Origin of the sequence: Mycobacterium sp. (assembly GCF_035653355.1) — a bacterium.
In the GTDB taxonomy this organism is placed as follows: domain Bacteria; phylum Actinomycetota; class Actinomycetes; order Mycobacteriales; family Mycobacteriaceae; genus Mycobacterium.
The window spans coordinates 1-11,973 of sequence record NZ_DASRBZ010000368.1; the positions used below are offsets into that span (position 1 = coordinate 1).

An 11,973-nucleotide genomic window follows, 5' to 3' on the forward strand; every position below is an offset into this window, starting at 1 on the left:
GGTCGCTGCGTCCCCCGGCGAACGCGTGGGCTGCCTCCATCACCGCCGTTTGCCGGGCGAGCCGCTGCTCGGACGTCATGGGCCTTCCGCGCACGATTCGCTCGGCGACCTCCGGTGTCGCGGTCGCTAGCGACGGCAGGGGCGGATCATGGGACAGGCCACCGGATCCCACGATCAGCACCCGCTGATCCAGAGTCGCCAGGTAGTTGCCGACAGCAGCACCGAGGGCCCGGGACCGCTGCAGCGGGCCCAGCGGCGTGGCCACAGCGTTGATGAAGATTGGCACGATCGGGCGCGCCGTGGCGTCCTCGAACAGTTTCTCCAGGGGTTGGACGGTGCCGTGGTCGACATCCATATCGGCCGATACCGCGATGTCGACGCCGGCGGCAAGGACAGATTTGGCGCAGTCATTCGCGAGATCCTCGGCAACGTTGAGCGGGCCGGCGTGCGTGCCGTAGTCACCGACCCCTTGGGCGTGCGTGCCGATGCAGAACGGCGGCATGACCTTGTAGAAGAACCCGTTGTAGTGATCCGGGGCAAAGATGACCACGAGCTCGGGGTCGTAGTCGCGGACGAATGCCCGCGCCTGATCGAGCGCAGAGTTGATGTCATCAAGAAGGTCCTGCGACGGCCCGGGCAGATTCAGCAGCGGGCTGTGGGACATACAGCACAGGGCCAGCGTCATCGTCGGAATCACCTCCTCCGCTCAGGGTGAGGGTGTCGAAGAGCGAGGCACTGACCTCCGGTGCACGCTGCGCGATACAGGCGCCGGCGATGCACCGATCGGGGCGCAGGAACAGCACGGATTCGCGGTGGCTGTCGAACCATTTCTTGAGTTCACCGTCCCGGTCGCCGACGACCACAACGTTGGGGTCGTCGTGACCGGTCCAGTGCAGTTGGGCAAGCGGACGTGCGGCCACGAACCGCGCACCCAAAGCTTTCCAATGCGAAAATGCTGCAGCGCCAAGGATTTCGCACGGGTTGTTGTTCCAGCACAACACCGCGAACCAGCTGCCGAGAACGTCGTCCAGCAGCACGTTCTGTGTTTCGCGAGTATCGACGCGCGGTTGGATGAACAGGGTGCCGACCGGCGAGTCTGAGCGAGGATCGGTGTGAACTACCGCCCCTTGCTCGTAACGCGGCATCGGCTTGAACCGCATCTCCAGCACATACCGCTTGAGCGGCGGCACGATTGACGCCGCGCGCATCAGGGCGTCTCGCATGGCGGCGACCCTGCGATCCGTCGGCGAGATGACTCGTCCCACCATCGTCGACAGGTCGATCATCGCGCGGGCATGCTTGCGCCGCTCCACGTCGTACGTGTCGAGCAGCGCATCGCCGGCCCGCCCCGTCACCACCGCGGCAAGCTTCCAGCCGAGATTGGCGGCGTCGCGGATGCCGCTGTTGTAACCCTGGCCTTGCCACACCGGCATCAGATGCGCCGCATCACCGGCCAGCAGCAGCCGGCCGCGCCGGAAGGCGCCCGCAATCCGCGAATGATGGGTGTAGATGCGGCGGCGGATGACGTCGACCCGATCGGGATATGGGACGAACGGCGCCAACATGCGGGCGAGGAACGCCGGATCGTCGGCCTGCTCGTCGGATTCGTCGGCGTGGATCATGAACTCGAACCGCCGGATTCCATGAGCGATCGAGATCGACGCATACGGGCGCCGCGGGTCGGCCCCGACTTCGCTGTTGGGATGACCGAGCGGATCGTTGGCGATGTCGACCACCAGCCAGCGCGTCGACGACGTCGTCCCGTCGAAGGACACCCCCATCATCCGCCGCGTCGCGCTGCGCCCACCGTCGCAACCCACGACGTAGCGCGCCCGCACAGTGGGCTCCCCGTCACCACCGATCTCGACGGTGACGCCGTCGGCGGTTTCTGCACACGACGTCATCGGGCGGCCCCACCACACCTCGACGTGCTCGAATCGATCTAATCCGCTGAGCAATTCGGCATCAACGAGCGGCTGCACGAAACCATTGCGCTTGGGCCACCCGAAACGCGCGTCGGCCGGGGCCATTTCGGCGAGAACCCGTCGTTTGGCGTCGACGAAGCGCAGAATCTGGTTGGGTACCGTGTGCGGCAGGATGCGATCGACCAGGCCGATCGCCTGGAACGTGCGCAAGGCTTCGTCGTCGAGCCCGACTCCGCGGGGATAGTCGATCAGCGTTTCTCGCTCTTCGAGCACCAGCGTCCGGACACTTTGCAGGCCAAGGATATTGGCCAGGGTCAGCCCGACAGGGCCGGCTCCCACCACGACGACGTCGACATCGGTCACGTCAGCGTCCCAACAGGAAATCAAGATGCAGGCGGTTAAAGGTCTTGGGGTCCTCGTATTGCGGCCAGTGGCCGCAGCCGGGCATCACCTCGAAGCGCGCGCCGGGGATCATCGAGGCGATGCGGCGGCCTTCCTCCACGTCGGCGGTCGGGTCGTCACTGGTCCACAGCACTAGGGTCGGCGCTGTCATCGCCCCGTACTCGGCCGGGCCGAGCAGGTTGCGCGCCCGGGTCTCGGGGTCTTGGAGCGCCATGATGTCGCGCATGGCGGCAACGAAACCCGGCTGCCGGTAGATGCGTTGGCGGCTGGCGACCAGGTCGTCGTAGCTCTTCGACTTGTCGGCCATCAACCACTTGATGCGGGCCTGCACGGTTTCCCAGGTCGGGTTTTCGGCTGCGGCCATCGACAGGGTGATGATCCGCTGCATCACTTCGGGGTCGGCTTGCGAACCGCCTGCGGTGTTGAGCACGAGCCGCTCGATCCGGTCGGGATGGTCGACGGCGGCGCGGGCGGCCACCCAGCCGCCGAGCGACTCGCCGGACAGGCTGGCGCGTTCGGCGCCGATCGCGTCCAGCACCGCCAACAGATGCTCGACATAGTGCGGGATCTCGAGCGGGTGGCCGGGCTTGTCGGTGTAGCCGTGCCCCAGCATGTCGATGGCCCAGGTGGAGAAGTGTTCGGCGTGCGCGTCCAAGTTGCGCACGTAGGCCTCGGCGTGCCCGCCCGATCCGTGCAGCAGCACCAGCGCTGGTTTGTCATCCGCGTCGCCGGCGTGCAGGTAGCGGGTTCGGATCCCGCCGGCGTCGAGGTAGCCCTGGGTAAACGGGACACCTTGAAGGTCACTCCAGATGCTCTCGTGCTCCGCCACGGGTCCTCTCTTGGCATCGCGGAAATTCGATCCTCGATTTTGACAGCGGTGTGTGCTAATATCGCACATTAGTGTGCTGTATATATAAGAGCATCACTCTCACGCCGTCGTCTGTCAAGGATGGGCCGAGGCCATGAACGGTTCGCAGACCCTGGCCAGGGGCCTGGCTGCGTTGCAGCTGGTCGCCGCCGCGCCGGCGGGGCTCAACGTCCAGGAGGTTGCCGGCGGCCTCGAGGTGCACCGGACGATCGCCTATCGGCTGCTCACCACGCTGGCTGAATTCCGGCTGGTGGCAAAAGGGGAAGACGGCCGTTACCGACCGGCCGCGGGACTGGCCGTGCTGGGCGCATCGTTCGACCGCAACCTGCGCCAACTAAGCCTGCCGATCCTGCGCGCCCTCGCCGACGATCTGGGCACCACGGTGTCCTTGCTCGTCGCCGAAGGCGATCAACAAGTGGCGATCGCGGTGATCGTGCCCACCCACGTCGCCTACCAACTCGCCTTCCACGAGGGCAGCCGGTATCCGCTGAACCGCGGAGCCGCCGGCATCGCGCTGTTGGCCAGCATGCCCCCACGCCCGGGCGAACGCGACCTGGTCACCCAAGCCCGACGGCAGGGCTGGGTGATCACACACGGGGAGATCGAGCCGAACACCTACGGCCTGGCGGTTCCCGTCCACCGTGATCCACCGTCGCCGCCGACTTGCATCAACCTGATCTCCCACCGCGAAGACGTGGTGATACGCGGCAAGGATGCAGTCATCAAGGCGGCCAAGCAATTATCGGCGATTCTGAGCTGAAAGGACTTTGACCAGATGCCGTCGTGGAGCCATGAAGTCGACGTCGTCGTGCTCGGCAGCGGAGGGGCGGGGCTCACTGCCGCACTGACCGCCGCGGTCAACGGCGTGTCAGTGGGGCTTTACGAGAAGGCGCAGACCGTGGGCGGCACCACTGCCGTGTCGGGTGGTGTGGTGTGGATCCCCGCGCACAACCGTTGCCCCGAGGGGGAACTGACCGTGGCCGACGCATTGCGGTATCTGCGTGCGCAATCACTCGGCTCGATGGACGACGCGCTGGTCGAAACATTCGTGCGCACCGGCCCGGCCATGCTCGACTTCGTCGAGGCGCACAGCCCGCTGCGCTTCGAGATCGCTGCCGGCTTTCCCGATTACAAGCCCGAGCTGCCGGGCGGGCGGCCATCCGGTGGGCGATCGCTGAACGCAGCCCCGTTTGATCTCACCCAACTTGGCGACTGGCGCAATCGGATCACGTCGTTTCCCGCCGACTGGTCCAACGTCGGGTTCGACGCCGAAACCCGTGCCCGTTTGCATGCAGAGGTCGACGAACAGGCCGGCGAGGTGTGCGTTGCCGGCACCGCGCTGGTCGCGGGACTGCTCAAGGGATTACTCGACTTGGGGGTTGAGCCGCAAACCGGTGCGCGCGCCGAGGAGCTCGTTGCCGACTCGGGTCGAATTACGGGCGTGCGGATCTCCTGTGGCGGGGACAGTCTGACCGTTCGCGCGCGGCAGGGTGTGATCTTGGCGTGCGGCGGCTTCGAGTGGGATTCGGTGCGGGTCAACGCCTTCCTGCGCGGACCGATGCAGGGGGCGGTCTCGCCGCCCAACAACACCGGCGACGGCCTGCGGCTGGCGATGGCGCACGGGGCTGACTTGGCCAACATGGGAGAAGCGTGGTGGGTGCCGATCGTGCAGATCCCGGGCGACACCATCGACGGCAAGCAACGCAGCCGCAGCGTCCGGCTGGAACGGACCCGTCCGCGCAGCATTATCGTCAATCGTGCCGGTCGCCGCTTTGTCAACGAGGCGTGTGATTACAACTCCATGGCCGGCGCTTTCCACTACCTCGATCCGCGGAACGGTTACGTCAACGATCCCGCGTGGATCGTGTTCGACGCTCTGCATCTGAAGCGATACGGCTTCCTGGGTGTCGCGCCCGGGGAGCCGGTGCCGGACTGGTTCTGCGCATCTGAGGACTTCGCGGAGTTAGGCGCAAAGACCGGTATCGACGCCGACGGGCTGGCGCAGACGATCGAGCACTGGAACCGCAACGTCGCTGCGGGTTCCGATCCTGATTTCGGGCGCGGCTCAAGCGCATACGACGGCTACTGGGGTGACGAACGCGCCACCACGCTCGCCGGCAAGACCCTCGGACCTATCGACACGCCGCCTTATTACGCGGTGCCGGTGTCGGTGGGTGCGATGGGCACCAAGGGTGGGCCGCGCACCGATCGCGACGCCCGGGTGTTGCATGTCAGCGGCGAGGCGATCCCCGGCTTGTTCGCGGCAGGTAACGCCATGGCCGGTGTCACCGGGCGGGCCTACGGTGGGGCTGGCGGGACCATCGGCCCGGCAATGGTTTTCGGCTATCGCGCAGGGTATGCCGCCGCGACCGGTAAGTCGGTGGACTAGTGCAGTTTGCTAGTGGTGATCTTCGGCAACGGGACTCATTACCGGACCATACCGACGAAGTAGCTACCGAGCAGACACACTGCCATCAGCACCACCCAGCCATCCGTGAGCCGACACAACAGGGCGGGGGCGTGCCTTACTTCCATGAACTCGCGAAAAACGATGCGCACCTTGATGAGCGCCATCACGATCGCGCTGACCGTGACCACGGCGCTGGGCTTGAGTGCCCGGGCGGGGTCAATCGAGCCCACCCACAGATAGACGAGCGTGATCGCAGACAAGACCAGCCACACGACGAGCAATCTCTTGTTGAATCCAGCTTTCACTGATCACCTCACGACGTAGAGCAGTGCGAAGATGACGATCCACAGAAAGTCGACGGTGTGCCAGTAGGTCGCGCCTGTTTCGACGAGCTCCTGGGACCGCCGTTCCGGACTGCGGAGCTGGTATACGACGACACCCACGGCGACGAAGCCGATCAGAAGGTGTAGAAAGTGGATGCCGGTCAGAAAGAAATAGTGTTGGAAGAACTCATTGCTAGAGAACGTGAAACCGCGGTGGACGTATGTCACCCACTCGGACACCTTCGAAGCCAGAAACACGAGCCCAAAGACGATGGTGGCCAAGGCATTCGCTAATGCAGACCGGAACATTCCGCCACGGGACGCTTGGACGCATCGCGCCATGGACCAGGAACTCATGAGCAGAACAAGCGTTTCGAAGACGCCAATGCGCAGATCGAGCTCGGCCTGTGATTTCAGGTAGAGCTCAGGGCTCTGCGTGCGAAAGATCATGTAAACAACGAAATAGCTGGTGAATACCAGTGCCTCGAAGAGAACGAAGGCCCACATGTCGGGCTGCCCGGGAACAAACTTCGCAAGTTTCTCTTGCGGTCGCGAGCCGGCGTCCGCAAGCTCGGTCATTGTGCCGCCTCCAATTGAGTGGGTGCCTCAGGCGTCGCCAAGTCCGGAAGTGACCCGGTACCGAAGTCCTCGCGCCGGATCATCTGCCTGAGCAGGAAGATGAAAACTCCTGTATAGATGCCGAATACGACCATGTCGATCCACCATGCGATCAAACCGTTCCAGGCGAAGACGCCTCGCTTGAAGAGCCACGCCGGCGAAACGACGACTTCGGTGAGCGCATTGCAGAGATTCAAATAGCCGAACCACTTTGGGAACACACGATTCTTATCGATCAGAATCGCCAGCATCCACACCAACGAGCCAATCAGGAACACACCCATAGTGCCGACGAATGACAAAAATGCGAAGTCGTACAGCCAGGTGATCAGCTCGGGATCGCGGTTAGGCCGCATGGCTCCGACGGTGAGCGCGATGCACATCAGCAGCATGCCGGGAATCGCGCTCAGCGAATACAGGACGAGGTACGAATAGCCGTAGGCACGGCTGATTGACATACGCCGCATGGAATAGGCGATGAGCGCGTTGGTAGGCGCGGTCATGCCGGTGATGAGGAACATGATGCCGAAGCCAATGAGGATGCCGCAGTGGTTGTGGTCGAACCACTGCACGACCCTTCGCGTATCCCAACCGGGATTCGGCGGCGGCTGAGTGCGGCTCAGCACGAAGAACGCCACGGCGAACAGGTTGTAAAAGACGACCGTCGTCCACCAGGCGAACCACAGCTCACGCTTGGGATTGTTGCGACAGTGCCAGGCGAGACGGCTTAGCGGCGAGCCCGAGGGCGGGTCGAGTGCGGTTGGAGGCTCTGTCACAGCTGTCCTCATTGGCGCCGCTCGCTCCTTGCTCCCAGCCGAACTGAGATCGCCATCGCCGACGCAACTCATGCGGCGACCTCGTCCTCGGCCCGCTGTCGATGCACGGTCTGCCCGATAACCACGCCCATTACGACGATCCAGGCGGCGATCGCGATGTTTTTGACCCAGAAGGGCAGCAAGCCGTCCCACGCCATCGGGCCAGCCAATGCCAGCCCCGTGAACGCGGCGGGCGCCAGCGCCACTGCGACGAGAAGATTGAAATGCGCTACCCACTGCTTGAACACCGGACGGTCTTGGCGATCCCAATAAATCGCCAAGGCCAGCAACACGCTTTGCATGATCAAGTAGGGCACCTGAATGGTGAAGGTAACCCACGCGAGATCGTTGAACAGCTGGGTCAGCTCCGGAGGCCGCTCCGGGCGGAAAGCAGCGAGGAGCCAAAAAAGATTGGCGATCAGAAAGATCGCGGGGCCGCCGGCCGCGCAGGCGAGCATGCAATAAGACAGGATCGGCGTGCGGTGAGCCATGCGGCGGATCTGCATGACGAGCAGCATCAGAATTGGGATCAAACCCACGCAGAACCAGTTGAACAAGATCATGCTGTAGCGAATACGCGCGAGATTCGCGGGATCGCGATAGAAAGCGGCGACCTGCTCTGCCGACATCGTTGGAGACAGCGGATGGACGAAGGCGGGGAACAAGAAAAACGCGGAGATCCAGATGATGGCCACCGCGGGCAGCGTCCAAAACAGGATCAACTCACCATTGGTTCGTCTCATGATCTCGGATCCTCACCAGGAAGCGCTTGCCGATCGGCTAGCCTGAAAGTAGCCGCTCGGCTAGCCAGGGTCAATAGCCGCTTGCCCGTCCCCGAACCAAGCCCGGGCGGCGAAAGCCGGCCCGGCGAGTAGTCCGACTAGACTAAGTCCAGTACGCTGGTCGATATGCCGACAGTCAACATTCACGAGGCAAAGACCCATTTATCGCAATTGCTTGCCCGGGTCGAGAACGGCGAGACGGTCACGATCGCACGCGCTGGGAAGCCGGTCGCCGACCTCGTCCCACACCTGCGCACCGATATCGTCTTTGGCGGGCTTGCTGGCCGACTCGACTACGACGCCGATCACTTCGACGATGTCGACCGCGATCTCCAGGCCTTGTTCGGGATCGCATGAGCGGCCTGTTGCTAGACACCCACGTCTTGCTCTGGCTGCTCGACGACAATCCGCGGCTCGGCGTGGATGCACGGAAGCGGATCGCGGCAAGTGCGCAGGTCTACGTCTCCGCGGCGAGCACATGGGAGCTGGCCAATAAAGCGGCCATTGGCAAGCTCACCCTGCCTGACGACCTCGACGAGGCGATCGACCGATCCGCGTTGCGCGATCTGCCCGTCACACGTCACCACACCCTGGCGTCCGACCTCATCGCACTACCGCACAAGGATCCCTTCGATGCGCTTCTTGTCGCCCAAGCGACGACAGAACGGCTCACGCTACTCACCGCAGACACGAAGCTGCTGAGGGTTTTGCCTGACGCCGTCGACGCCCGACTATGACTGACGCGCTGGCTTACGTTGCCACAGAACCGAGCTCCAGTGTCCCGCTGTGTATCCCAGCTATGACACCACCGTCGACGAGTAGGTCTGTGCCGGTGATGAAGCTTGCGGAGGGTCCAAGGAGGAACTCGGTAGCGGCAGCGATGTCGTCGGGCGTGCCGATGCGCCGCAGCCCGGCGTTGTCGACCATGGCCTGCATGAGCGCCCCGGATTCGCCGCTTAATTCCAGTTGTCCCATCGCCGTGGAGATGACGCCCGGGCTGATGCAGTTGATCCTAGCGCCACGCTCGCCCCAGCGGATCGCTGCGGCGGCTACCCGGATCTGGTTGGCGCGCTTGGCAAACGGGTAGGCCAGGCGGCTGTCAGTGATCGACGTGCAGGCGTCGAGGGTGAGCAGGTCGTCGGCGGGCGTGCTGGCCAGTTGATGCTGCAGCTGAGGATCAAGCGCTGGATACATGTGGCCGGCCATGCTGGCGATCACGACACCGGCGCCGCCAGGGGCGATGACCCGCCCGAACTCGTCGAGAACCAGCGCGACCCCGAGCAGATCGACAGCCAATAGCCTGTCAGCGGAAGCCTGTTTCGGCGAAAGGCCGGCGGTGTGAACCACTGCCGTAACGCGTCCGGCCGCCTCGGCCGTCTCGGCCAGCGCGGCCACCGAGCCGCGGGAGGTGACGTCGACTTCGCGGGTCAGGACCTGGTGCCCATCGCTGCCGAGCGCATCCGCCGCGGCCTTGAGACCCGTTTTGTTGATGTCTGCCAACACAATTACGCGGCCTGCGCCGATGCGGCGGGCGATCGCCAGCCCCATCCCGCCGGAACCGATGACGACCAAAACATCTTTGTCACTCGATTGCACTGTCGTGTGCCTTCCTCTGCCAGTGGGCTAGGAGATTTCCATGAAGCGTCGGGTCAGTCGCAGCAGCTGAGAACGCAGCACGTCGTCGTCGACGTCAGCGACGAGCGGATGCATGACGCCGACGGCGATGGCACCCGACAGCATCGCCGCCGTCACCTGGGCGTCGTCGCCGGCGTCGCCGACCAGCACGCTGTAGAGCCGCTGGATGAACTGCTGAAAGGGCTCGTGCTCGGCAAGTAGCCGAACAATCACGGGATCGAACTGCAGGGTACTGGCAGCGCCGCGCCGCTCGATGGCCACGTCGATCACCCGCTCGAGCAGCAGTTCGCGGGCCCGGGGCTGGCATTGCTCCGCCTCGGCAGCCTCAAGCGCCTCCTCCAGTCCTCCGAGTTCGCGCTCGGTGAGCGCAATGACGATCTCTTCCTTCGCTTTGAACTGATGGTAGACAGCCGCTTTGGTAACGCCGATCTCGTCGGCGATCATCTGCAACGACGTCCCGCTCACACCGTTTTCCCCGATCAACTTCAAGGCGGCGTCGAGAATGCGGGTCTGCGCAGCGCTGCGAGTGATGTCGCGGAATCGGCTTTCAGCCCGGATAGCTGCCACACGATGAGGGTAGTCGATCGGCTAGCGACCGCTTGCGTGCGTGCTCGCCGATTCAGCCGATACCAGCCGCTCGGCGGCGGTGTAGGGATCGTCGCGCCCGTCGGCGACGGATTCGGCGAGTCGGTCGAGGTCGGGATGGGTGCGCAGCAGGCTCTGGGCCAGCGACAGTATCTGAGCACGCGCGCGCGCCACCCGGCGTGCCCGGTTGTCGGCGCGGTGGTGGGCGTCGATGGCCTCCACCAGCTCGGGGACACGTTCTCCTTTGGCTGCGACGAGCATCAGGATCGGGGACTTGGTTTCGGCGCGCAGGTCTCTCACGGTCTGCTCGGCGCCGTCGCGGTCGGCCTTGTTCACCACGACGATGTCGGCGACCTCCAGCAGGCCGGCTTTGGCGGCCTGGACCGCGTCGCCCGCTCCGGGGTTGAGGATCACGACGGTCGGGTCGGCGACGGCGGCGATCTCGATCTCCGACTGGCCCACACCGACCGTTTCGAGCAGGATCACGTCGTAACGCAGGGCCCCCAGCAGCCGGATGGCGGCGGGCACGGCGGCGGCCAGACCGCCCAGGTGCCCGCGAGAAGCCACCGAGCGGATCAGTACGTCAGAGTCGTTGATATGCGCGGCCATTCGGATCCGGTCGCCGAGCAGCGCACCGCCACTGAACGGCGAGGACGGATCGACGGCAAGCACGGCCACCCGCAATTCGCGTTGCCGATAAGCCCCGACGAGGGCCGCGATCGTCGTCGACTTGCCGGCACCCGGCGGTCCGGTGATCCCGATGACGCGCACCGCCGACGGTTCGATACGTGCCAGAACTTCATCGCGCCGGTCACTTTCGACCAGGCTGAGCAATCGACCGGCGGCGCGTGGGGAGCCGTTGCGCGCGGCGGCGATCAGCTCGGCGATGTTCATCTGAACATCATGGCGCCGGTACCTCGATGACCGTGGCAGAACCCATCCCGCCGCCGGCGCACATGGCCGCGACGCCGATGCCGCCGCCGCGGCGGCGCAGTTCGTGGACCAGCGTTACCAGCATCCTGGCGCCGGTGGCCGCGACCGGATGCCCCAGCGAGCATCCGCTGCCGTTGACGTTAACGCGGTCGGGGTCGAGATCGAGCAGCTTGACCGTGGCCACACACATCGACGCGAACGCCTCGTTGACTTCGAACAGGTCGACGTCGGAGAGCGAAAGGTGAGCGCGGGCAAGCGCTTTCGGGATCACCTCGACGGGCGCCAAGCCGGTGGAGGCAGGGTCGACACCGACCGACGCCCACGACCGCACGGTGGCCAATGCGGGCAGCCCCAGCCGGTCGCTGGCGAGCGTCAGCACGGCAGCGCCGTCGTTGGCGCCGCACGCATTTCCGGCGGTGATCGAGAATCCTTCGATCTCGGGATGCAGTGGCTTGAGCGCGGCCAGCTTCTCCATGCTGGTGTCCCGGCGCGGATGCTCGTCGACCGAAAACAGCCCGTGCGGTGTTTCGATCGGCACGACCTCTTCCTTGAAGCGGCCTTCGTCGATCGCGGCAATGGCGTTGCGGTGCGACCGTAACGCCCACGCGTCCATCTCCTCGCGGCTGATACCCGCGTTGACGGCGGCGTTCCATCCGACGGTGATCGACATGTCGAGG

The 11,973-nt window shown here is 64.7% G+C and carries 15 protein-coding genes; 4 read left to right on the top strand and 11 right to left on the bottom strand.

All coding sequences use genetic code 11. From position 1 onward, the window contains the following. From VFA16_RS12745 to VFA16_RS12755, 3 genes are all read right to left on the bottom strand, one after another. Window positions 1-664: 3-carboxyethylcatechol 2,3-dioxygenase (locus VFA16_RS12745; protein ID WP_324968171.1), on the bottom strand; the 664-nt coding region annotated here is incomplete at its 3' end. After that, window positions 612-2,315, bottom strand: a complete 1,704-nt coding sequence (locus VFA16_RS12750; protein WP_414687708.1) for a bifunctional 3-(3-hydroxy-phenyl)propionate/3-hydroxycinnamic acid hydroxylase — start codon at window positions 2,313-2,315, stop codon at window positions 612-614. The genes VFA16_RS12745 and VFA16_RS12750, both read right to left, overlap by 53 nt. Continuing rightward, a complete protein-coding gene (locus VFA16_RS12755; RefSeq protein WP_324968159.1) occupies window positions 2,290-3,156 on the bottom strand; it encodes an alpha/beta fold hydrolase in 867 nt (288 codons plus the stop codon). The genes VFA16_RS12750 and VFA16_RS12755 overlap by 26 nt, the downstream gene beginning before the upstream one ends. Before the next feature lie 133 nt (window positions 3,157-3,289). On the opposite strand from VFA16_RS12755, the gene VFA16_RS12760 reads away from it, so the two are divergent. Beyond that, window positions 3,290-3,955, top strand: a complete 666-nt coding sequence (locus tag VFA16_RS12760; protein ID WP_324968160.1) for an IclR family transcriptional regulator — start codon at window positions 3,290-3,292, stop codon at window positions 3,953-3,955. Between the two features lie 15 nt (window positions 3,956-3,970). Beyond that, window positions 3,971-5,584, top strand: a complete 1,614-nt coding sequence (locus tag VFA16_RS12765; protein WP_324968161.1) for an FAD-dependent oxidoreductase — start codon at window positions 3,971-3,973, stop codon at window positions 5,582-5,584. Between the two features lie 38 nt (window positions 5,585-5,622). Here VFA16_RS12765 and VFA16_RS12770 read toward each other — a convergent pair whose 3' ends face one another. Genes VFA16_RS12770 through VFA16_RS12785 form a run of 4 tightly spaced genes read right to left on the bottom strand, consistent with a single transcriptional unit; the run spans window position 5,623 to window position 8,104 of the window. Continuing rightward, complete coding sequence (locus VFA16_RS12770) at window positions 5,623-5,910, bottom strand: cytochrome C oxidase subunit IV family protein (protein ID WP_324968162.1); 288 nt, start codon at window positions 5,908-5,910, stop codon at window positions 5,623-5,625. Between the two features lie 3 nt (window positions 5,911-5,913). Then, complete coding sequence (locus VFA16_RS12775; protein WP_324968163.1) at window positions 5,914-6,507, bottom strand: cytochrome c oxidase subunit 3; 594 nt, start codon at window positions 6,505-6,507, stop codon at window positions 5,914-5,916. Then, window positions 6,504-7,334, bottom strand: coding sequence for a hypothetical protein (locus VFA16_RS12780; protein WP_324968172.1), 831 nt, complete (start codon window positions 7,332-7,334; stop codon window positions 6,504-6,506). The genes VFA16_RS12775 and VFA16_RS12780 overlap by 4 nt, the downstream gene beginning before the upstream one ends. 56 nt (window positions 7,335-7,390) lie before the next feature. Further along, window positions 7,391-8,104, bottom strand: coding sequence for a hypothetical protein (locus VFA16_RS12785; protein WP_324968164.1), 714 nt, complete (start codon window positions 8,102-8,104; stop codon window positions 7,391-7,393). Window positions 8,105-8,269: 165 nt separating this feature from the next. Between VFA16_RS12785 and VFA16_RS12790 the strand changes: the two genes are divergently transcribed. Next, on the top strand, window positions 8,270-8,500 hold the full coding sequence (locus VFA16_RS12790) for a type II toxin-antitoxin system prevent-host-death family antitoxin (RefSeq protein WP_324968165.1): 231 nt from the start codon (window positions 8,270-8,272) through the stop codon (window positions 8,498-8,500). After that, window positions 8,497-8,880: a type II toxin-antitoxin system VapC family toxin gene (locus tag VFA16_RS12795; protein WP_324968166.1), complete on the top strand. Its 384-nt coding sequence runs from the start codon at window positions 8,497-8,499 to the stop codon at window positions 8,878-8,880. The genes VFA16_RS12790 and VFA16_RS12795 overlap by 4 nt, the downstream gene beginning before the upstream one ends. Window positions 8,881-8,893: 13 nt before the next feature. Here VFA16_RS12795 and VFA16_RS12800 read toward each other — a convergent pair whose 3' ends face one another. The 4 genes from VFA16_RS12800 to VFA16_RS12815 all read right to left on the bottom strand — a co-directional run. Next, entirely contained in the window at window positions 8,894-9,739 is an 846-nt protein-coding gene (locus VFA16_RS12800) for an SDR family oxidoreductase (protein WP_324968167.1), read from the bottom strand. Between the two features lie 27 nt (window positions 9,740-9,766). Next, window positions 9,767-10,336 carry a TetR/AcrR family transcriptional regulator gene (locus tag VFA16_RS12805; protein WP_414687709.1) on the bottom strand — a complete coding sequence of 190 codons (570 nt, stop codon included), beginning with the start codon at window positions 10,334-10,336 and terminating at the stop codon, window positions 9,767-9,769. 30 nt (window positions 10,337-10,366) lie between these two features. Next, window positions 10,367-11,257 (bottom strand): methylmalonyl Co-A mutase-associated GTPase MeaB, encoded by an 891-nt coding sequence (meaB, locus tag VFA16_RS12810; RefSeq protein WP_324968169.1) that lies wholly within the window; start codon window positions 11,255-11,257, stop codon window positions 10,367-10,369. A 7-nt stretch (window positions 11,258-11,264) separates the two neighbouring features. Continuing rightward, window positions 11,265-11,973, bottom strand: a 709-nt coding sequence (locus tag VFA16_RS12815; RefSeq protein ID WP_324968170.1) for a thiolase family protein, incomplete at its 5' end; no start/stop codon positions are given.